Annotated in this window: 22 protein-coding genes and 1 tRNA gene; 12 read left to right on the top strand and 11 right to left on the bottom strand. The window is 61.9% G+C overall.

Going from position 1 to position 20630, the window contains the following annotated elements:
- Positions 1-9: 9 nt before the first annotated feature.
- Genes SJY33_RS10485 through flgB form a run of 3 tightly spaced genes read right to left on the bottom strand, consistent with a single transcriptional unit; the run spans position 10 to position 1105 of the window.
- A complete protein-coding gene (locus SJY33_RS10485) occupies positions 10-336 on the bottom strand; it encodes a flagellar hook assembly protein FlgD (RefSeq protein WP_379922704.1) in 327 nt (108 codons plus the stop codon).
- Positions 336-746 (bottom strand): flagellar basal body rod protein FlgC, encoded by a 411-nt coding sequence (flgC, locus tag SJY33_RS10490; protein ID WP_379922705.1) that lies wholly within the window; start codon positions 744-746, stop codon positions 336-338. The genes SJY33_RS10485 and flgC overlap by 1 nt, the downstream gene beginning before the upstream one ends.
- Before the next feature lie 5 nt (positions 747-751).
- Positions 752-1105: a flagellar basal body rod protein FlgB gene (gene flgB, locus SJY33_RS10495; protein WP_379922706.1), complete on the bottom strand. Its 354-nt coding sequence runs from the start codon at positions 1103-1105 to the stop codon at positions 752-754.
- Positions 1106-1339: 234 nt separating this feature from the next.
- Here flgB and SJY33_RS10500 point away from each other — a divergent pair, with 234 nt between their 5' ends.
- The 8 genes from SJY33_RS10500 to SJY33_RS10535 all read left to right on the top strand — a co-directional run bounded on the left by SJY33_RS10500 (position 1340) and on the right by SJY33_RS10535 (position 7830).
- Complete coding sequence (locus SJY33_RS10500) at positions 1340-2014, top strand: MotA/TolQ/ExbB proton channel family protein (RefSeq protein ID WP_379922707.1); 675 nt, start codon at positions 1340-1342, stop codon at positions 2012-2014.
- Positions 2011-2484: a hypothetical protein gene (locus SJY33_RS10505; protein ID WP_379922708.1), complete on the top strand. Its 474-nt coding sequence runs from the start codon at positions 2011-2013 to the stop codon at positions 2482-2484. The genes SJY33_RS10500 and SJY33_RS10505 overlap by 4 nt, the downstream gene beginning before the upstream one ends.
- A gap of 117 nt (positions 2485-2601) precedes the next feature.
- Positions 2602-3129, top strand: coding sequence for a flagella basal body P-ring formation protein FlgA (locus tag SJY33_RS10510; RefSeq protein WP_379922709.1), 528 nt, complete (start codon positions 2602-2604; stop codon positions 3127-3129).
- Between the two features lie 79 nt (positions 3130-3208).
- Positions 3209-3532 carry a flagellar biosynthesis anti-sigma factor FlgM gene (locus SJY33_RS10515; RefSeq protein ID WP_379922710.1) on the top strand — a complete coding sequence of 108 codons (324 nt, stop codon included), beginning with the start codon at positions 3209-3211 and terminating at the stop codon, positions 3530-3532.
- Positions 3525-3860 (top strand): flagellar protein FlgN, encoded by a 336-nt coding sequence (locus tag SJY33_RS10520; RefSeq protein WP_379922711.1) that lies wholly within the window; start codon positions 3525-3527, stop codon positions 3858-3860. Before SJY33_RS10515 ends, SJY33_RS10520 begins: the two co-directional genes overlap by 8 nt.
- A gap of 111 nt (positions 3861-3971) precedes the next feature.
- Entirely contained in the window at positions 3972-4997 is a 1026-nt protein-coding gene (locus SJY33_RS10525) for a transglycosylase SLT domain-containing protein (RefSeq protein WP_379922712.1), read from the top strand.
- An 11-nt stretch (positions 4998-5008) separates the two neighbouring features.
- Complete coding sequence (locus SJY33_RS10530; RefSeq protein ID WP_379923571.1) at positions 5009-7108, top strand: flagellar biosynthesis protein FlhA; 2100 nt, start codon at positions 5009-5011, stop codon at positions 7106-7108.
- Complete coding sequence (locus SJY33_RS10535) at positions 7105-7830, top strand: sigma-70 family RNA polymerase sigma factor (protein WP_379922713.1); 726 nt, start codon at positions 7105-7107, stop codon at positions 7828-7830. Before SJY33_RS10530 ends, SJY33_RS10535 begins: the two co-directional genes overlap by 4 nt.
- 11 nt (positions 7831-7841) lie before the next feature.
- Here the strand turns inward: SJY33_RS10535 and SJY33_RS10540 are convergent, their stop codons facing one another.
- From SJY33_RS10540 to SJY33_RS10555, 4 genes are read right to left on the bottom strand one after another with little or no spacing between them, the layout of a single operon-like run.
- Entirely contained in the window at positions 7842-9128 is a 1287-nt protein-coding gene (locus tag SJY33_RS10540; RefSeq protein ID WP_379922714.1) for an acyl-CoA dehydrogenase family protein, read from the bottom strand.
- Positions 9128-10489: a phosphotransferase gene (locus tag SJY33_RS10545; protein ID WP_379922715.1), complete on the bottom strand. Its 1362-nt coding sequence runs from the start codon at positions 10487-10489 to the stop codon at positions 9128-9130. Before SJY33_RS10545 ends, SJY33_RS10540 begins: the two co-directional genes overlap by 1 nt.
- Complete coding sequence (locus SJY33_RS10550) at positions 10486-11265, bottom strand: M48 family metallopeptidase (protein ID WP_379922716.1); 780 nt, start codon at positions 11263-11265, stop codon at positions 10486-10488. Before SJY33_RS10550 ends, SJY33_RS10545 begins: the two co-directional genes overlap by 4 nt.
- 48 nt (positions 11266-11313) lie before the next feature.
- Positions 11314-12741: an aldehyde dehydrogenase family protein gene (locus SJY33_RS10555; RefSeq protein ID WP_379922717.1), complete on the bottom strand. Its 1428-nt coding sequence runs from the start codon at positions 12739-12741 to the stop codon at positions 11314-11316.
- A 187-nt stretch (positions 12742-12928) separates the two neighbouring features.
- Between SJY33_RS10555 and SJY33_RS10560 the strand changes: the two genes are divergently transcribed.
- Together SJY33_RS10560 and mtnP are read left to right on the top strand one after the other, a co-directional pair.
- Positions 12929-13633 (top strand): glutathione S-transferase family protein, encoded by a 705-nt coding sequence (locus tag SJY33_RS10560; RefSeq protein ID WP_379922718.1) that lies wholly within the window; start codon positions 12929-12931, stop codon positions 13631-13633.
- A gap of 53 nt (positions 13634-13686) precedes the next feature.
- The gene (gene mtnP / locus SJY33_RS10565) at positions 13687-14553 is read left to right on the top strand and encodes an S-methyl-5'-thioadenosine phosphorylase (RefSeq protein ID WP_379922720.1); all 867 of its coding nucleotides are present in this window, start codon (positions 13687-13689) and stop codon (positions 14551-14553) included.
- A gap of 84 nt (positions 14554-14637) precedes the next feature.
- Here the strand turns inward: mtnP and SJY33_RS10570 are convergent, their stop codons facing one another.
- From SJY33_RS10570 to SJY33_RS10585, 4 genes are all read right to left on the bottom strand, one after another.
- Positions 14638-15030, bottom strand: coding sequence for a response regulator (locus tag SJY33_RS10570; protein ID WP_379922721.1), 393 nt, complete (start codon positions 15028-15030; stop codon positions 14638-14640).
- Positions 14994-16070 carry an HWE histidine kinase domain-containing protein gene (locus tag SJY33_RS10575; protein ID WP_379922722.1) on the bottom strand — a complete coding sequence of 359 codons (1077 nt, stop codon included), beginning with the start codon at positions 16068-16070 and terminating at the stop codon, positions 14994-14996. Before SJY33_RS10575 ends, SJY33_RS10570 begins: the two co-directional genes overlap by 37 nt.
- A gap of 217 nt (positions 16071-16287) precedes the next feature.
- Complete coding sequence (locus SJY33_RS10580) at positions 16288-16914, bottom strand: LON peptidase substrate-binding domain-containing protein (protein ID WP_379922723.1); 627 nt, start codon at positions 16912-16914, stop codon at positions 16288-16290.
- Positions 16911-17843, bottom strand: a complete 933-nt coding sequence (locus SJY33_RS10585) for a tetratricopeptide repeat protein (RefSeq protein ID WP_379923572.1) — start codon at positions 17841-17843, stop codon at positions 16911-16913. The genes SJY33_RS10580 and SJY33_RS10585 overlap by 4 nt, the downstream gene beginning before the upstream one ends.
- Before the next feature lie 231 nt (positions 17844-18074).
- On the opposite strand from SJY33_RS10585, the gene SJY33_RS10590 reads away from it, so the two are divergent.
- A tRNA-Gly gene (locus tag SJY33_RS10590) sits at positions 18075-18149 on the top strand.
- Between the two features lie 266 nt (positions 18150-18415).
- Positions 18416-20617: a TonB-dependent receptor gene (locus tag SJY33_RS10595; protein ID WP_379922724.1), complete on the top strand. Its 2202-nt coding sequence runs from the start codon at positions 18416-18418 to the stop codon at positions 20615-20617.
- Positions 20618-20630: the final 13 nt, after the last annotated feature.

A 20630-nucleotide genomic window follows, 5' to 3' on the forward strand; every position in this document is an offset into this window, starting at 1 on the left:
TGGGTCGGGTCAGGGTTGCGGGACGGTGACAGGCGCGGGAGCGGGCCGCACGGCCGCTTCCTGTGCGGCGATCAATCGGTCGAGCTTGGCTGCGATGTCTTCAAGCGTGGCACCGCTTTGCGTTGTCGCCGCGAGCGACGAAAACTGCGCCATCTGTGCCAGCATGTCCTGATTATCAGTCGGCTCGAGCGGATCCTGAAAAGCCAACTGCGTGGTCAGCAACCGCAGGAAATCCGCCTGCCCCAGGCTTTCAAGGCCGTTTCCGCTGAGGCGCGACGGCGTGTTCAACCGATCCAGCGTGGTCTGGGTTGCAGGATTGATGGAGGTGTCGGGCATTACTGGCTCCTCAGCGTTTCGAGCATCAATTGCTTTGCAGTCTGGAGCGCCTGCACCAGATTCTGGTACTGACGGGCGCTTTCCATGATCTCGACCATCTCGGCGGTTTCATCGACCGGGGCTTCGAATACATGGCCTTCTGCATCGGCGAGCGGGTGGCTGGGGTCGTAGCGTTTGGTCGGGGCGGTTTCGGCGCGCACAAGGCCGCTGGTGGTTACGCCTGCCAGCCCCGACGCCCGGTCAAGCTCCACTGCAAAGACGGCGCGGATCGGGCGGTAGGCGCCTTCTTCCGTGCTCGAAACGGACCCTGCGTTCGCAAGGTTCGAAGTGGCCGTATTCATCCGCACCATCTGCGCGCTCATGGCGCGGGTGGTGAGGGAAAACAGGGTCATGGGCGCACGATCGGGCATGGCGCCTATTCGCCCTTCAAGGCACGAGTGACGGTGTTGACCTTCCCCTGCACAAAGCTGAGCGTTGCGGAATAGGCGACAGCGTTTTCGGCAAACGCCACCTGTTCGCGGCTCAGTTCAACCGTGTTGCCATCCATCGACGGCATGGTCGGACTGCGCCAGACCATCGCCGCACCCCGTGCGGCACCGGTCCCGCCGCGCGCGCGTTCCAGCCGGGCATCCAGCGCAGCATTGAAATCCAGGTCGCGCGCCTTGTAGCCCGGTGTCGCGGCATTGGCGATGTTCGATGCGATGACTCCCATGCGTTCCGAACGCAGGGTCAGCGCGGCGCCATGTATTCCGAAAAGTCGCTCGTTCACGATTGCTAGCCTCCTGTCACACGCGGGGCAGGCCCGCTGACGTGACAAGGTTCAGCATGAAGCGTGCCAATTCAGCTTCCAGCGCCTGCAGACCTTTGCACTGTGCGCGGAACGGCAAGGCTTTGCCGGGCATCAGACCCCCACAGGCAAACTGCTGCCGCGGCGCTTTTCCTCGCTTAATGCCGCCGCGCCGCTGCCGTTCTGGATAAGGCGTTCAGCAACAGGGGATCTGCGATGCCGTCTGCTTTTACAAACCTGTTTGACCCCGGCGCCTTGGGGATCGTTGTAGCTGGCACGGTGCTGGCCACCGTGGCGCGCTGCGGATGGCGAGACTTTGGCGGCGCAGTCAGAGCCGCAGGAATGCTGATGCAACGCAGCTTTCAGATCGAAGCCAACCGCAAGGCAATGGCCGTGGCCATCAGCGCGATTCAGCGCGAAGGGCATCACCGTGCCGATCCCGCCCTCCCGCCCGACCGGGCACTGGGTCTGATGCTGGAAACCTATCTGCGCCACGGCGCGCTTGATGCGCTTGGGCATGTCCGACGGGCCGAGCGCGCGGTTGATGAGGCACGCCGGGTAAGCGCCGCGCAGGTATTCGTCTGGGCCGGCGAACTTGCCCCTGTATTCGGTCTGATCGGCACGCTTTATGGTCTCACCCAGCTCGCGCCCGGGTCCGGCCCGGATACGTCGATCATCATCATGGGCGCTGTATCGAGCGCGGTTCTTACGTCACTTTATGGCGCGTTGCTGGCGCATTTGGTCTGTTATCCGGTGGCCAGTGCGATCGAGCGGCGCGGCTTTCACGACGAACAGAACCGCGAAGCGCTGGCCGATTGGTTCATCGCACAGGTGGGCATCAATGATGCGGCTGCCCAGGCCCGGCGTGCGCACCTGAGAGGCGTGGCATGACTCATGCGACAGCCCATCAGCGCGCTGGCCATGGCTGGCAGTTGATTCTGGCCGATCTGGCCCTGATCCTTTTCCTTCTGGCGCTGACCGCGCTGCCTGCGGCTGAAACCGCAAGCAAACAGCGGCTGGCGGATACGCAGGCGCGTGTAGAAGACGCCCAAGGAAGGATTCGTACAGAAGTCGCACCTGCCCAAGCCCTGTTCCGCCCGGTGCCCAGTGGGCCGCCGCTGCGCGAATGGCTGGCGGCGCAAGGCCCGGATCCCCGCGCCACCTTGACGATCTTCACCGTGCATCGGCGCGGCGAAGAGGCGGCGGCCTGGACGCAGGCGCAAGCTCTTGCCGCCGAAGCTCGGGCCAGCGGCGCGCGGGTGCGTACCATCATCAGCGTTGGAGATCAGCCCGATCTTTATGCCAGTCTGGCCTATGATACCCTGATTGCAGAAACAGCGTCGCACGCTGCCGCGTCCTGATTTTGCACTGCCTGTTAAGGTCGCGCAACGGACAGCTATCACGGCTGTTTGCCGGTTGGCATGGCCCTTGCTGCATGGTGCTGAACGCACTTGTGCAATACAAAGGAGCGCACCCACGTGGAAACCACCTTGTCCTGGCTGAATGGATGGCGGCTCAGCCCGCTGGCCTTGCCGATGCTGCTGCCGCTATGTGATTCGGCGGCAGAGGCGCGGCAGATGACCGATCCGGCCATCATAGACCGTGCCGTTGCCGAATTTACCGGCGCCGCGATTGGCACGCCCGGCGGCGCGCGTTTGGCGAGCGACCCGCGCCTGCAATTGGCCCCGTGCGATAGCCCTTTGGCCGTAAGCTGGCATACGGCGGCACGTACTGCAGTGAAGGTCGAATGTCCGAACGCGGCAGGCTGGCGCATCTTCGTGGCAATCACACCTGTCGCACACACCGCCGCCGCCGCCCCTGTGATCAAGCGCGGCGATGCCCTTGTCATCGTGGTTCGCGGGCGCGGGTTCAGCGTGCAGCAGCCTGGCGAAGCCGTGGAGGCAGGCGCGGTCGGTGACTGGATTGACGTGCGCACCAGCCGCAAGGCGGAACCAGTGCGTGCGCGGATCGAACGCCCCGGCCTCGTCAGCATTCCGGCAGGGTGAAGATCGACCGCGCCGGGCACTTAAACCCTGCAACGCCGAACCGTTCTGCCTTACAGTACCCCCATCGAAGGACATTGCCATGCCCTCTGTCGAACTGAGCAAATTGCCAAGCGTCAGCGCAGCCCGCGCCGTGACGATCGGCGAACGCGCACAGATCGAGGCGCGCTCCCGCTCCACCACCTCTGCCCCTTCGCTCCAATCAGGCTCTGCCTCGGGCATCAGCCTCGAAGTCAGCAGCGGCAGCGATGCGGCTAGTCCGCCAGTGGACGCCGAACGTGTCGCCCAGATCCGCGATGCCCTTCGCAAAGGTTCCTACCCCTTGGTGCCGGCCAAAATCGTCGACGCCATGATCGCGGCGCAAGTTAGCCTGTCGCTACCAGAAGGGAACGCAATCCGTGGCTGACACCCTTGCCCCCACCGTTCCACTGGCAATGAACCTGCGGCAGATGATTGCCGTGCTCGAACGCGAGCGGCAAGCGCTTGCCGCGCTGGATGCCGATGGGCTTGTCGGCGCGGCGCAGGACAAGGAAGTCCTGTGCGATGCGCTGGCCGCCATCACCCCGCAGGCGCTGGATGGCGAAACGCGTGGTCTGGCCGAAACCGCACGCCAGCTGAACGAGGTCAACCGCCGCGTGCGCAATCTGCTCGCCGCCAATGTGGCCGCCCGGATCGAAGCCCTGGGCGGTCCGCGCCGGCTGCCCAAGGCAACCTATGCACCGACCCGCGGCTGACTAAGGGTTCTTACGAAGTAACGCTTTGCCCGGTTCTGGCACGCGGCTTGCAGATCATGCCCCTGAAAGCGCCGCACATTCCTGCGGCGTTTGCCATGGAGCCGAGGACGCATGAACCAGCCTGCTTCGTCATGGGGCATTCCCGCAGGATCGCCGCACGCTGGATTTGAAGCTGCGGCACGTTCTCATGCTGCGGCACGAGCGCAAGCTGATCGCGGCCCGATGCCAGTGGTGCGCCAGATTGCCTCTCCTGCCACTCCGGTCGAAGCGGCTATCGCCCATGCGGCGCAAACCACCACGGTCGATTTCAATTACCTTCTGGCGCAGGCCGAAGTCGAATCCTCTATGAACCCGAACGCACGCGCCGGCACTTCAAGCGCGACGGGATTGTACCAGTTCATCGAAAGCACGTGGCTGGATACGGTGAAAAAGCACGGGCCGCGCTTTGGTCTGGGTGCAGTCGCCGACCAGATCGGCGTGACTGAGTCAGGCAATGCCTATGTCGCCGACCCGGCGCGCCGCGAGGCGATTTTGGCGCTGCGGAACGATCCGCAAACCGCATCATTGATGGCAGCCGGGTTAGCAGAGGATAACCGCACGCATCTTGTGCCGATCCTTGGCCGCCAACCAAGTCACGCCGAATTGTACCTTGCTCATTTCCTTGGTGCAGGCGGGGCAGGACGATTTCTGACCGAACTGCAGAACAATCCCGCTCAGAGCGCGGCTGCGCTGTTTGCTCGGCCCGCTGCCGCCAATCGGGGCATCTTCTTTTCGGCCGATGGCGCGCCGCGCAGTCTGGCGCAGGTGATGGATGTCGTCGCAGGCAAACTTGATTGGGCGCTCCACCGGGTCAGCGATGGCAAGGCCGTACAATTCGCCCGCGCCGACTATCCGCAGACAGGTTATTCGCAGGTGGGCGGTTTCACCCCCGCCCCCTATGTCATTGCGGACGAAGACGTGTTCGGCCCCGGCTATCCGCCTGCGTTGACACAGGCGTCTCTACCGGCCCCGGCCCTGCAGCCATCCAGACGCCCCGCCATGTCGCAGGTTCTGAGTGCGACCTTCGGCACCGATCCTGGCGCCGCGCCGGCGCCGGTCCGCCGCGCCTATGATCGTCTGAAGGCGTTCGGCCTGTGACGCAGACCATCATGCCCGCATCGCCTTTGACGCGTTTCGGTATCGCGTCTGCCGGACTGGCGCTTCCGGTCGGCATCTTTGCGCTCATGGCGCTGATGGTGCTGCCGATTCCGGCGCTGCTGCTCGACGTCTTCTTCGTGCTCAACATCGCGATTTCGATCGCGGTGCTGATGGTGGCTCTGAATGCGCGCCGACCGCTCGATTTTTCCAGCTTCCCCAGCGTGCTGCTGTTTGCGACCTTGCTGCGGCTTGCGCTCAATGTCGCCTCGACCCGTGTGGTGCTGGTGCACGGGCATGAAGGCGGCGCAGCGGCAGGCGAAGTGATTGAAAGCTTTGCCGCCTTTCTGGTTGGCGGGAACTTCGCTGTCGGGCTTTTCGTTTTCGCGATCCTGATGATCATCAACATGATCGTCATTACCAAGGGTGCTGGCCGGGTTTCGGAAGTGTCTGCCCGCTTCGTGCTGGATGCCTTGCCCGGCAAGCAGATGGCTATTGATGCAGATATCGCCGCAGGCCTCGTCACGGCGGACGAAGCGCGCGAACGCCGCCGCGATGTCACCGTGGAGGCCGATTTCTACGGTTCGATGGATGGCGCGTCCAAGTTTGTGAAGGGTGACGCGGTGGCCGCGCTTCTGATCCTTGGCGTGAACATCATTGCCGGTTTCGCCATCGGCATGGCCAGCCACGGCCTGAGCGCGGCCGAGGCGGGGGAGACCTATGTCACCTTGGCCGTAGGCGACGCCTTGGTGGCTCAGGTGCCGTCACTGCTGCTGTCGATCGCAGCCGCCGCCATTGTCACCCGGGTTTCAGACACCCGCGATCTGACCGGCCAGATCGGCGGCCAGTTTGCCGATCCGCGCGGCTGGCTTCCGGTGGCCTTGATCCTTGGCGCGGTGGGGCTGGTGCCCGCGATGCCGCAGCTTTTCTTTCTGCCTGGCGCGGCAATCGCTGCAGCGATCTGGTGGCACCTCAAACGCCGGGCCGCAGCCCCGCCTCCGATGGTGGTCACAACCGATGATGTCCCACCCGATCATATCGCCTTGTCCGATGTCGCCGATGCGACGCTGGTGACGATCGAGCTTGGCTATGGACTGGTCGGGCTGGTCGATGCCGCACAAGGCGCTCCGCTCATCACCCGCATCACCGGTATCCGCAAGCAATTGTCCCGCGATCTCGGCTTTGTGCTGCCGCAGTTCCGTATTCGCGATTCGCTGGACATGGCGGCACAGGATTATGCCGTTCTGATGGGCGGCGTGAACCTTGCGCGAGGGCAAGTGCGTCCGGGCAAGCTGCTTGCCATTGATGCAGGCGATGTGCGGGCCGGACACGGCCTGACAGGGGAAGCCACCCGCGACCCCAGCTTCGATTGTCCGGCGTTGTGGATTGCCCCTTCTGCCCGCGATCACGCGGTGGCCGAAGGGTTCCTGGTGGTCGATCCCGCTTCGGTGATCGCCACCCATGCCAATCAGGCACTACTGGCCGATGCACACCAATTGCTTGGCCCGGACGAAGTGCGCGAATGGGTCGAAGGCCTAAAGGCTCGCGCCCCTGCGCTGGTCGAGGCGGTGACGCCCGATCCCCTGCCGCTTGCCGCGCTGACACGCACCTTGCGGGCGCTGATGGCCGACGGGATCGGTTTGGCTCATCCGCAGCCGCTGTTCACATCCTTGGCGCTGGCCTTGCAGAAGACCACCGATTTCGATGCGGTGATCGATGCGGTGCGAACCGATATGGCCGCACGGCTGGTTGCCCGCATTGCCGCCCCCGGCGAACCGCTGAAGGTGGTAACGCTCGACGCCGGGCTCGAAAGCGCAATTCTTGGCGGGATGATCGACCCTGCCTCCGGCCAGCCGTTGATCGAACCCGATTGCGGCAGCATGATCGTGCGCGAGGCCAGCCGTATTGCCGATGCGCAAGGCGGTCCCGTTGCGCTTATCGTTCAGCCGCCTGCACGGCGCGCGCTTGATGCCCTGCTCAAGACCCGCGCGCCGCGCTGCCTTGTGCTTTCCATTGCCGAATTGCCCGCATCCCAGCCCATCGCGGTGGTCGCGGTCATAGGTGCGCCTGACGAAGACACCCTGTTGCCTTCAACGCAGGAGTTGGCGGCATGAAACACGATCCGGTCGGCTTCGCGCTCGCACACCCTTACGCACCCTCCCGCGCCGAGGTTGAAGACCGGGTGCGCCGCTTCTTGCCGCTGGTCCGCCGCACGGCTTGGCATATCAATGGGCGGGGCCGCGATGGTTTGGAGATCGAAGATCTGGTGCAGGCTGGCATTCTCGCCCTGACCGAATGCGCCCAGCGTCACGCTGGCCCGACAGAAGACGGCTTTGCGGCTTATGCGAAAATTCGGGTGCGCGGCGCAATGCTGGACGAGGTGCGCCGCACCGCGCACGACAGCCGCACAGCGCGAACCAGGCGCAGCGTCTACGAACGTGCCCTGTCGGCCCTGCGTGGCAGTTTGGGCCGCGAACCCAGCCGGGCCGAGCTTGCCCGTGCGATGGACGTCACCGACAACGAACTGCGCGCCATCGAAGCATCGGGCGTCAAGCTCACCTCCATTGATGACGCCTATGACGAGACCAGTCTGGCCTTTGCCAGCGACGATCCCGATCCATTCGAAGCACTGTGCGCGGCGAAGGATCGGGATCGGTTGCTGCATGCGATGATTGCCTTGCCCGATCGCCTGAAGCTGGTTTTGCAGCTGTTCTTCGTAGAGGAACTGAACCTCACCGAAATCGCCGCCGTGCTCGATGTCAGCGTGCCGCGTGTTCATCAGTTGCGCGCCAAGGCCCTAAAAGACTTGCGCAGCTTGCTGGAGACGGGCGGCTGAATTTTTTTGTGCTACTCGTACATCCCCCGCTTCGGCCCCAGATAGCCGAACAGGTACGCCCCCACTTTCCGCATCTGGATTTCCTCCGACCCTTCCGTGATCCGGTAACGACGGTGGTGGCGGTAGATATGCTCGAAGGGCTTGTGGCGCGAATAGCCGATGCCGCCGTGGACCTGCATCGCGCGGTCCGCCGCTTCGCAGACCAGCCGGTTCGCCCAGTAATTGCACATCGAGACCTTGTCGCTGATGGTGCGTTCGATCTGTTCGTGGGGCAGATGATCCATCTCCCACGCGGTCTTGAAGATCAGCAGCCGCAGCATTTCCGCCTGGGTGGCCAGCTCCACCAGCGGGAACTGGATCGCCTGATTGCGGGCCAACTCCTCGCCGAAGGGTTTGCGTTCCCGCGCGTATTTCACGCTTTCATCGATGCAATAGAGCGCCGCACCGCAACTGCTCGCCGCCTGCCGGATACGGTTCTGGTGGACAAAGCTTTGGGCCAGCGCGAGGCCGCGGCCTTCGACGCCCAGCACAGCATCGTCGGGCACCCAGACGTTGGTCAAGCTGAGGCGCGGGTGGTCGGTGGGCATGTTGAAGGTCCACAGCCACTCCTCGATTGCGAGGCCGGGGGTGGGGTTGGGGACGAGGAAACATGTGATCCCGCTGGCGTCCCCCGCCTTGCCGCTGGTGCGCGCGAACATCGCGCAGTGGGTGGCGAGGTGCATGCCGGTGATCCACATCTTCTCGCCATCGATCCGCCAGCCATCGACCCCGTCGCGGGTTTCTCGGACGGCGACCGTCTCCATATGCGTGGCGTCCGATCCGTGGTCGGGTTCGGTGAGGCCGAAGGCGACCCGCCGGGTGCGCTCGAACCCGCCGGTGATGAATTCCTGCTTCTGCTCCTCGGTGCCCCACTGGTCGAACATGGCGACGAAGGGGAAGTTGCCGACGATGGAGTGTTCGTTCTGCAAATCGTTGTGCAGGCCGAGGCCCTGACGCGCGAAGTGCTCGCGGATCACTGCCATCCAGAGGTTGCTGCCGTCCTTGCCGCCATAACGCTTCGGCGCGGAGAAGCGCCAATGGCCCGCCTTGTCGGCGCGGCGGGTGGCTTCCTTGAGCAGTTCCTCCCACTCGTGCCGGGGCAAGCCGCCCGCTTCAAAATCCGTGCGCGCATATTCGCGGCGGTGGTCGAAGAAGCGGATGTTGTCGTCCTGCTGCTCCAACGGCTTGATCTCGGCGGCGATGAAGGCGTCGAGTTCGTCGAGGTAGGCCTGAAGGTCGGCGGGGATGGCGAAGTCCATTAGTTCTCTCCTAGCCACTTCTTTCGGGCGACCCTGAGCGCGGAGTATTTCGGGCTGTCGACCTTGATCATCTCAAGCGCATCGAAGCGAAGTCGAGCGAGCAACCCCTTCGAGTTCAGCGAGTCATCGCCCGATAGGAAATACGCGGACAGATCTTGCCGATCGATCTCGGAGTATTCGATGTCCATCTCACGGGCGACGATGCCAAGCGCGTTACGAGCTACAGCCAGCTGAAACCGATCATGCCCCTCCATGCGGTGCTTCACGGTTTCGAGCCATTCGGAAACGGCAGTCACCAGCTCCTCAACCGTGGCATCGCCCTCGGGAGGCTGAACCCGCGCACGGCTAATGAATGGCTTGGCGACCTCTCGCTCTCGCTCTTTTTGCGGCGCGTCCTCCTCCAGCAACAGCAGCAGATCGAGCTCCTGCTCGCTGGTCCGGCGCGAGATCACCACGCGCTCCAGCATCCGATCCGCCCCAGAGCGCCATTGCGCCGCCATCTTGAGGCAGCCCAATGCCCACCACACGGTGCGGTAGATCGTCCAGAAGCGGAAGCGTGCCGGTTCGATGGTGACACCCGCCTCGGTCTCATAGGCGGCGATGTAGTGCTCGATTGAACCCAGCCCCAGCGCCGGGCGATCGTAGCGGGCGAAGCGCCACACGGCCATGCAGCCGAAGGCCAAGTCCTCGTGGCGGTCGCCGAAATGGGCGATCTCCCAGTCGAGCACGCCCGTCAGCGCCGAGCCTTCGACCAGCAGATTGCCCATGCGGTAATCGCCGTGGTTGAGGACGGGTTCGACCTCGGAAGGGCAATTGTCCTCCAGCCACCGGAGGCCCAGCGCGATGATCGGGCGATCCCCGCCTGCCTCCATGAACTGCGCCTTGAGGTCGGCGATGGCGGCACGGTAGTCCATCACCGGCACGCCCTCGGGCACGTCCGCTGGCCGCAGCCGGTGGATGCGCGCCAAATCCCGCGCCGCCTGCTTCAGCAGCCCGTCAGGATCGTCGCACCCCAGAATGACCTTGGGATCAGCCGTCCCCGGCAGAGCGCGCATCACGAAGCCTGACCCCAGCCCGTCAGCCTGCTCCAGCACCGCCACCACTTCCGGCGCGGTCACGCCCTTGGCGTGCGCGGCCTCGATCAGTGCGGCTTCAACCGCATGCCCGTAAGGCCGCCCCTCCATAAAGGCGAGGCTCGGCGCTCGGCGCAACACGAAAGCACTTTCGCTAGCGGCAAATCGCCAGCTTTCCATCACTGCCCCGCCGGTGAGCCGCTGCGGCGCGCCGCCCCCCAGCACGCCGAGGCCAGCGCGGGCGCACACCCGCGCCAGCCCGGCCTGCAACGTATCGGGATCGATCACTTGATCTGCTTGCGCATCCGCTTGGCGCGTGTGGCCGGATTGGGGTGGGTTTGCAGCAGCGCAATCCCGCCGCCACCGCCCATCGCGGCCAACTTGTCCATCGCCGAAGGGCAGCCCTGCTGGTCGTAACCATTGGCCGCCATGAAGTTCAGCGCGTAATCATCGGACTGCGTTTCCGCCGCCTGCGAATGCTGCGCATACATCACGTTCTGGAGCAGTCCGCCAAGCTCGGAATTGGCCAGCCGCCGCACCCCGCCGCTGGCAGTGCCCGCCACGCTGAGTGCTGCATCCTGCTGCAGAGCGCGCTTCATTCGCTTTTGCCCGTGTTCCAGTTTTACATGGCCGATTTCGTGGCCGATCACGCAGCGCACTTCATCATCGGTCATCTTGTCCATCAGGCCGGAATAGACCCGCACCGTGCCATCGCCCATTGCAAAGGCATTCACATCATCGACCAGATAGGCCTGAATATCGAGGTTGAGCCCATCATAGGTGTTCAGCCCCTGTGTCAGCTTGGCAAGCCGCACCGCATAAGGGCTTTTGGCCGGAGCAAGCGGGTTTTGACGGTCCATCTCGTCGGACATCTGCCCGAAATAGGCGACGATCTGTTCGTCTGAAACGGTAGCGGCCTGCGCCACCTTTTTCGCCGCGCCCATCATATCGCCAAGGCTTTGCGAATGGGCCGGGCCAGCCGGGGTCAGCAACGCCGCCCCGGCAAGGCCCGCAGCGGCGAGCATCGGTGAAAGCGCGGCCAGACGTTTGAAGTTGTTACGCATATTCATCCTCCCTGTGGCCGCGCACGATGCCCGCCCGTGTCGTTTCGATCAAGCGGGCACGCTGTCCTTCTTGACGGTGATCACCTGCGCATAGGTGAACTCCTTGAGGCCTTCCTTGCCGTATTCGGCGCCGAAGCCGGACTGCTTGTGCCCGCCAAACGGCGCGAAGGGCGACAGGTGAAGGTATTCGTTGACCCACACCGTCCCGGTTTCAAGCTGTTCGGCGATCTTCACGCCGTTGTCAGGATTGCCGGTCCACACTGCGCCCGCCAGCCCGTATTCGCTGGCGTTCGCGCGCGCGATGACTTCCTCTTCGGTCGAGAACTTCATCAGCGGCATGACCGGACCGAACTGCTCTTCGGCGACGATCCGCGCATCTTCGGGGGGATTATCAATGATGGTCAGCGGCACGAAGTAGCCGGTGCCCGATGGATCGGCATTGCCGCCCAGCAGGAACTTGTAGCCATTGTCCTTGGCGTCCTCGATCAGTTCGAGCACGCGGTCATACTGCTTCTTGTTCTGGATCGGACCGACACCCGTGCCTTGCTGCGCGCCGTCGCCGACGGTCACGTTCTTGGCATATTCGACGATCGCTGCCGAAAGCTCGTCATAGATATCTTCGTGGATATAGACGCGCTTGGCCGCGACGCAGATTTGCCCGGCGTTCGAGAAGCTCGACCAGAACAATTGTTCGGCTACCTTCTTGGGATCGGCATCGGGCAGTACGATCGAGGCGTCGTTGCCGCCGAGTTCGAGCGTGATGCGCTTGAGGTCGGCCGAGGCACCTTCCATGATCTTCTTGCCGGTCGCGGTCGATCCGGTGAAGGTGATCTTGTCGATATCGGGATGGCTGGTCATGAGCGGGCCCAGATCATCCTCTCCCGTTATGATGTTGACGACGCCCGCGGGCACCTTGTCGGCGATCAGCTCGGCGATGCGCAAGGTGGTCAGCGGCGTGAAGGGCGAGGGCTTCAATACGATGGTGCAGCCCGAAAGCATCGCGGGCGCGATCTTCTGGATCGCCATCATGACCGGGAAGTTCCACGGCACGATCCCGGCGACCACGCCCACCGGCACACGGCGGGTGCGGCTGAGGCGGGTGTCGCTGTCTTCAGTCACTTCATCGTCGAGGCTGAGGGTCGATTGCGCCGCGCTCATGCCGGCCGCGCCGTAGATTTCGCCCTTGGCCTGATCGTGCGGTTTTCCCTGTTCGCTGGTTAGCAGCCGGAAGAGTTCATCGGCATTGGCCTTAATCGCGCCCGAGATCGCCATGATCGCTGCGCGGCGTTCTTCGATGGGCGTGTTCTTCCAGGTTTTGAACGCTTCGCGCGCGGCGGCAACGGCTTGGTCAAGCTCGTTCTTGCCGCAAGCGGGCACTTGGCCGATCACCTGTTCGGTTGCCGGGTTGACCACATCGAGCCAGCGATCGGCTTTGACCATCTTGCCGCCGATCAGGTTCTCGTACTGGGTGACCATGAATGTTCCTCTCGTCGAATGGGGATTCGTCTCTCTCCTTGTCAGGTTGGCGCGTTGCATCGGAAAACGCAATCTATGCTGTACCACCGGCTGCAAGCCCGAGCGCGTTCGCCCGGCGGGTCACGATTGCGCAATTGGCGCACGGGCTTATGGAGACAGCGAGAGACGCGTTGGATGGAGAGGCCGCATGAACGATTCCCGCCCCGACCTGGTAATTTACGGCAGCCCCGTTTCGCCTTTCGTACGCAAGGTTGCAGGCATGTGTATCGCCAAGGGCGTAGAGTACGAGATCGAGCCGGTGAACGTCTTCGATCCGCCGCAGTGGTTTCGTGACATCTCCCCGATGAAGCGTATCCCGGTGCTGCGCGACCGTTCAGTGGCGGAAGAAGGTCTTGCCGGCACCATCGCCGATTCATCCGCGATCTGCGCCTTCATCGACAAGAAGCACCCTGCCCCGGCGCTCTACCCCGAAGCGCCGATGGCGCTGGGCGAGGCGCTGTTCATCGAGGAATTTGCCGACACCACGCTGGCCGCAGCGGGTGGTTTGGGGATTTTTCGCCCCATCTTTTTTGCCATCAGCAAGGGGCAGGAACCTGATCTTGAAAAGGCGCGCGATGCCTGGGCGAACCAATTGCCGCCGGTGTTCGATGTCTTGGAGGCACGACTTGCCGGTCGGGCGTACTTCGCCGGTGAGGCGCTTTCGATCGCAGACATTACCGTGGCAACCGTGCTGATGCAGGTTGCTTTGGTGGCAGAGACGCCGCTGGATGGCTGGCCCGCGCTGGAGGCCCATTTTGCCGCGATGCAGGCTCTGCCGATGATTGCTGGACCTTACGGGGCGGCAGAAACAATCATCCGCAAGGCCTTGCCCACGCGCTTTGACCTGACCTAAGCCACACACTCAAAGCCCCAACTTGCGGTGCACACAAGGAACAGACGAGCAGCATGGCCAGCGAATGGTGCATCGGGATCATCGGCGGATCGGGCCTCTATGCCATGGATGCGGTCGAAGACGCGCAATGGATCGCAATCGATACCCCGTGGGGCGATCCGTCGGATGAAATCCTGTGCGGCACGATCAATGGTGTGAAGGTGCGCTTTCTACCGCGCCACGGCCGCGGGCACCCGGTAACCCCGACCGAGCTCAATTCTCGTGCCAACATCGATGCGCTGAAGCGCGCGGGCTGCACCGATATTCTCGCCATTTCCGCGGTCGGCTCACTGCGCGAAGAATTGGAGCCGGGACGCTTTGCGGTGGTCGAACAATTTATCGACCGCACCGTCAATCGCCCGAGCACGTTCTACACCAGCGGCTTTGTCACGCATGTATCGATGGCCGACCCGGTGTGCCCCCGCTTGTCGGATATTGCTGCGCAAGCAATCGCGGCAGCCAATGGCAGGGGCGCAGTGGGCGCGACCTATCTGGCGATGGAGGGCCCGCAATTTTCGACCCGCGCCGAAAGCCGGATGTACCGTCAGTGGGGCGCGGATGTGATCGGGATGACAGCGATGCCCGAAGCCAAGCTCGCCCGGGAGGCCGAGCTTCCTTATGCGCTTGTCGGCATGGTCACGGATTACGATTGCTGGCGCGAAGGCGATGCTGTGGATGTGGGGCAGGTGGTTGCCCAGATGCAGGCAAACGGAGCCCTGGCCCGTGCGATGGTCGCTCATTTCATCGCTGCTCTTCCTGCCGAACGCGAACCTTCCCCCATCGACCATGCGCTTGATGATGCGGTGATTACCGCGCCCGACGAACATGATCCCGAGGTGATGGCGCGGCTTGATGCAGTGGCGGGCCGATTGTTCGGCTGAGGCACCCGCGTATGCGCTATCGGGTTTGGGACGGCCAAGCCCGTCAGAACTAACTGTGTGCTTGAGGTTCTGCTGCGAGGTCACTCACCACTGCGCGATTGCCTCAAGGATCAGCGTGCGAGAAACCGGCTTTGAAATGACCGTATCACTGCTCTGTAGCCCGGTAATCGTGTTTGCGTTGTTGCCAGTGAGGAATGCGAAGGGAACCTGATGGTTGCGCAGGGCGCTGGCGATACTTTCCGATGTATCACCATTGCCGAGGTTGAAATCGAGCAAGGCACCATCGAATGCCATTTCGGCGAGAAGCTTTTCAGCGTCGCTCTTGCGGATACACGGGCCAACAACCGCGTGACCCGAACCTTTCAGCATTTGCGCGATATCGATCGCAATCATCACCTCATCTTCAACGACAAGGATGCGTTTCAGACCTTCGGCGTGATTTAAGTCACGTCTTTGACCGGTGCTGTTAACTGCCATCGAAAACCCTCATCGCCATATGTCATCGTCACGGCGCCCGATGTTTCCATGCAGATTGCGCTATCAATAATGAACGAGCCAAATCCCGTCGTGAGCGGCACAACCGCAGCGGGACCTCCGTGTTCCATCCATTCGACAAAAAACTGCGAGGGAGCATGATCGTTGTCGACAGACCAGTGGAGCGTCACCCCACCCTCTGGCACGGACAGCGCTCCATATTTGATCGCGTTGGTCGACAATTCATAGATCGCCATCGACAATGCCAACGCTTCGCGAGAGGGGATGGCGATGTCGGGACCGTCATAAACGATACGGTCCTGTGCCGTTCGATCGACAATGTCCGATATCACATCACGGATGGGCGAGCGGTCCCACTGCGTACCCACCAGTTTGGCGTGAGCAATGGCGTAAGCATCAAGCCGTCTGTTGATGATGTCCTGAACCGAACGTTCAACACCAAGCGTACCCAAGGACAGGCTAACGATCGATTTAACCACGCTGAACGCGTTTTTGACCCTGTGGTCCAGTTCGCCGATCAACACGTTCTGGCTGTGTTGCAGTTGCCGTTCCCGATCAATGTCGATCAAGGCCACTGATGCTCCGATCCGATTGCCGGTTTTGTCGAAGATGGCCCGCCCGATAATCCGCATCCAGAAACGCTTCCCATCGCCGCGCTGGTAGTGGACATCAAGTTCACATCCATCAATGTCTTCACTCAGCACACGCGAAAGCGGGTATTCCCGGCTTTTTACCTGCGTCCCGTTTTCATGGAACGCGATCCATTCATCATAGGAGTCAACGTTGGGCGACGGAAGAACGGGATGACGCACCATTTCTTCGGCAAGCGAGTTGCCGTGAAAGATCTGACCCTTTTCATCCGCCATGATCACGCCGACGGGAACGGTTTCCAGCACCGCTTCAAGATGACGTATGCGGGCCTGTGCCCGCTCCAACGCCGCACGAGCACGTGCTTCAGAAGACTGTGCCTCCGAAACCTCGTTTTCAAGTGCCTCTATTTTTTGATTGCTCGTGCTGCTCATTATATCGGCTTATCGCGCATCTGCCCGCACGTGTCGATAACTAGCGTTACTATTTTGAAAAACCGGGGCAGGATTTCCAAAGAATCCCGGTCGCTTACGACCGATCATCAAAACAGAAAAACAATAGAGAAAGTGAACAAATTATTCCTGCCTTCAGGCTTTATTATAGTCTTCCTGCCGATTTTTAGTTTCAAGCAAATACCGGCAGCCTCAACCGTTACTGAAGGGTGGTAATTTCCTCGCTGCCGTCGGTTCGGCCATAGAATTGCATCAGCTGGACAAGCAATTCGCACCGTTCGGTCAGCGTCGCCGCTTCCAGCAGTGCCTGTTTGCTGGCCGGATCAAATGGCGCGATCTGGGAAACCCCATTAATCAGCGAACGATCGTCCAGCCGCTCGACCGAATCCCAATCGACGCTATACCCCTGCGCATCGGCGAAATTGCGCGCCTCACGTTCAAAGCCGCCACGCTGCGCAAAGGAGAGGGTTTCGTCCTCATCCTCGTTGAATAGTTCGGCCTCGATCTGCCGAAATGCAGTGGTCACATCCAACTCGCGCACAAGCCGGAACCGAGCCGTGCCTTCAAGAATGACGTTGTATCGTCCGTCATCCATCGCCTGCACCTCGCCGATCTTGCCCACGCATCCGACCGAATACAGCGGCGCGCCATCAACAGGTCTCTGCGGCTGGATCATGGCAATCTGACGGTCCCGGATCAGGGCATCGCTGACAAGCGCACGATATCGCGGCTCAAAGAAATGCAGCGGCAACTGCATGCCGGGAAACAGCACCGCGCCCGTAAGCGGAAAGATGGAGAGGCGGCGAATCATGGTGTCTGATGTCATCCAAACAATACGCGCGACAAACGCCGGCGGACGCCGATAACCCATTCGTCCTCCAAGCCTGTCGCCTCGAAAATCTTCAGCAGCCGAGCACGCGCAGCGCCCTCATTCCATTCGCGGTCCGTCGCAATCATCGTGAGCAACGTGTCAGCCGCATCATCCCGCTGTCCCGCAGCAAATGCTGCTTCGGCAAAGGCAAACTGCGCGTCCATATCATCCGGCGCAGCGGCAGCCGCAGTGCGCAATAACTGCAGTTCGCTGTCATCGACGCGGGTTGCAGCCAGTTCAAGGGCGCTGCGGGCTGGCGCAATCGCAGGATCGGCGGCGAGCCGCGGGTCACTGTCGATCACGGCCAGCACTTGTTTGGCCTGTTCAGTTTCCCCCAACAGCACGAGTGCGCGGACCAGCCCAGCGTGCGCAGGCGCACTGTCATGGGCGAATTCCGTAATCTGCGCAAAGATACCGGCAGCACGCTGCGCATCACCTGCAGCAAGCGCTTCCTCCCCCATTTTGATGAATTGGGCGAGCTCTTCAGGGGATGGCCCCTGCGGTGCCCCTGCCATATCCGCATCGCCCGCCTGCACCGGCAATTGCGCCAACAACTGATCCAGCGACTGCTTCAACTGCGATTCGGTGCGTGCACTGGTGAGATCGGCCACCGGTTGGCCTTGGAACATGGCATAGACCGTCGGTATCGAACGCACCTGGAACTGTGCTGCGATGAACTGTTCTTCATCGACATTGAGCTTTGCCAGAACAACGCCCTTGTCGGCGTAATCTGCTGCGACCTTTTCCAGCATCGGGGTCAACGCCTTGCACGGCCCGCACCATTCGGCCCAGAAATCGAGAATCACCAACTTGTTCTGCGAAGGCTCCACCACGGTTTGGCGGAACCGGTCGACGGCCTTTTGTTCTTCGATGCTCAGTCCCATGCTGGCCAAGATGGTTGCTCCTGCTGTGTCATTGCGCGTCTGCGCATCATCGCCCTTCATGTGGGGCCTTACGCGCCGATGTGAAGCGCCGATTTGTGCTGGACACTATGTCAAACGCGATCAAGTGCCAATCGATGCAAATTAGCACTTGCAGGGTTGCCGAGGCGCTGCTAATCGCGCCGCCTCTCCGGCAGGAACCATGCAATTGCGGGTTTCTGTCAGCGCCAGTGAGCGGGCGTAGCTCAGGGGTAGAGCACAACCTTGCCAAGGTTGGGGTCGAGGGTTCGAATCCCTTCGCCCGCTCCATTATTCTTCGAAAAACATGCGAATTTTCGCCTTCGGGCACCTTGCTTCGGCAAGTGGGCCGATCGTGCGCTGCGGCAGTGCATTATGTGCCCCGCAGGACCGCTTTGCACAGTGGACATGGCCTCGCTCGTTTACCCTCTGCGTGGTGCCCATGCTGTCTTATGCACGTCCTTCCCCGACGTCCGGCGGGCATTTTTGCTTGCCATACTCTGCGAAGCCGTTACACCCGTGATACGTTATCTCATTAATAAATGGATCCGTTTCACATGTTGCACCTCACGCGGCCCGCGTCGTCCCCGCTCGCGTTCGCCTCGGTTTTCGCTGTCGCTTTCGCAGCCACGCCAGCGATCGCCCAGTCCGCCAACCGGAATCCCACGGCTCCTGTCACAACGCCCGCCAATGGTACGCTGGTCGAAGACGATGTTCACAATCGGCAAGCTGACGACATCAATGCGATCATTGTAAGTGCTGCAGGCCTGCAAGAGCTGGACGTGCTCGCCGGCACCAGCGTGCTCGAAATCGGCGATATTCAACGTGACGCGGTGACCGGCCAATTGGGCGACCTGCTCACAAAGGTTCCCGGCGTCTCCGCAACCAGCTTTGCCCCCGGCTCCTCGCGCCCGGTCCTGCGCGGTCAGCAGGGTGAGCGTGTGCGCGTGCTGGTTGATGGTGTTGGCACCTCGGATGTTTCAAACACGTCGGTCGATCATGCCACCACGATCGATCCGATCACGGTTGAACGGATTGAAGTACTGCGCGGGCCTGCTGTGCTGCTTTACGGCAGCCAGGCGATTGGCGGTGCGGTCAATGTTATCGACAAACGCATTCCTACCAGGATGCCGGACGAGGACTTCCACCTCGATGCTTTTGGCGGGATCGACAGCGCGACCAACCTGCGTACTGGCGCTGCCAGCCTTGATGTGGGCTTAGGCCAGACCGTAGTGCTGCATATCGACGGTTCGTACCGCCAGACCGATGATTTCGAAATCGGCGGTTTTCAAGTGGCACCTGCTTTGCGATCAGATCTGCTCGCCGATGCCGATGAAGAAGCTGCAGAGGGCGAACTGGAAGAAGCCGCCGAACTGCGCGAGGCGGCAAACCAACGCGGCACCGTGCCCAATTCGGCGATGGAAAGCTGGACGGTCAACGCCGGCCTTGGGCTGATTCTGGGCGAAAGCACCTTTGGTGCATCGCTGGGCTGGTATGACACCGGTTACGGCGTTCCCACCCGGCCCGGCGCCGGTCATCATCATGGCGAAGAGGGCGAGGGCGACGATGGCGATGAGGAAGAGGGCGAGGAGCTCGTCACCATCGGCCTCCAGCAGTTTCGTGCCGACTTCAAGGGCGATGTCTACCTTGGCGAAGGCGCGTTTGAGCGGTTGAAGCTCCGGGTCGGTTATTCGGACTACACCCATACCGAATTCGAAGGTGCCGAGGTGGGCACGGTGTTCGATTCCACCAGCCTCGAAGCGCGGGCCGAACTGGTACAGAACGGCGGCGGGATGCTGCGGGGATCAAGCGGCGTGCAATTCCTCCACCGTGATTTCTTTGCCGAAGGCGCCGAAGCCTATGTGCCCCCCAACCTGACTGACCAGTTCGCCATCTTCACGCTTCAGGAATTTGGCACCGGCCCGATCCAGATCGAAGCGGCCGCGCGCGGTGAATTCACCACGGTCGAAGCGCAGACACTTGGCATCGAACGGGATTTCGACACCTTCTCGGGCGCGCTTGGCGTTGTCTATGCAGGCGTCGCGGGCATCCGCATCGGCATCAACGGTTCACGCGCCGAACGTGCACCGAGTGCAGAAGAACTGTTCTCCAACGGCCCGCATATCGCCACGCAGGCCTTCGAAATTGGCGACGCCAATCTCCGGACGGAAAACGCCTGGGGCATCGAAGCCTATGCGCGCGGCGCGATCGGCGAAGGCACCTTCAGCCTTACCGCTTTCAAGCAGTGGTTCGGCAACTACATCTTCCTTGAGGACGTTGGCGAAGAAGAGGACGATCTCCCCGTCTTTCAGTATCTTCAGCAGGATGCCGACTTCTTCGGGATCGAGGCCGATTTCAACTATCCGGTGATCGACACCGCTGGTTTCCGCCTGCTGACCGATCTGCGTGCGTCCTATGTCGAGGCGGAATTGGCCGATGGCACCGCTGTACCGCGCATCCCACCGCTTAGCCTGCTGGGTGCGCTGGAGGCCCAGACAGGCGCGTTTGATGTGCGCGGCGAAGTGCAATGGTTTGACGGACAAAATCGCGTTACCACCTTTGAAACCCCGACCGACAGTTTCACACTGGTCAACGCACTGGTCGCTTGGCGCCCTCTGGCGGATAACCGGAACGTTACACTGCAGGTCGCGGCCGACAACATTTTCGATGTCAACGGGCGCCGCCACGCCAGCTTTACAAAAGACTTCGTGCCGCTGGTGGGACGCAATTTTCGCGCGAGCATCCGTCTGAGCTTCTGATCCGTATTTTCCA

The organism is Erythrobacter sp. R86502 (assembly GCF_042466465.1).
In the GTDB taxonomy this organism is placed as follows: domain Bacteria; phylum Pseudomonadota; class Alphaproteobacteria; order Sphingomonadales; family Sphingomonadaceae; genus Erythrobacter.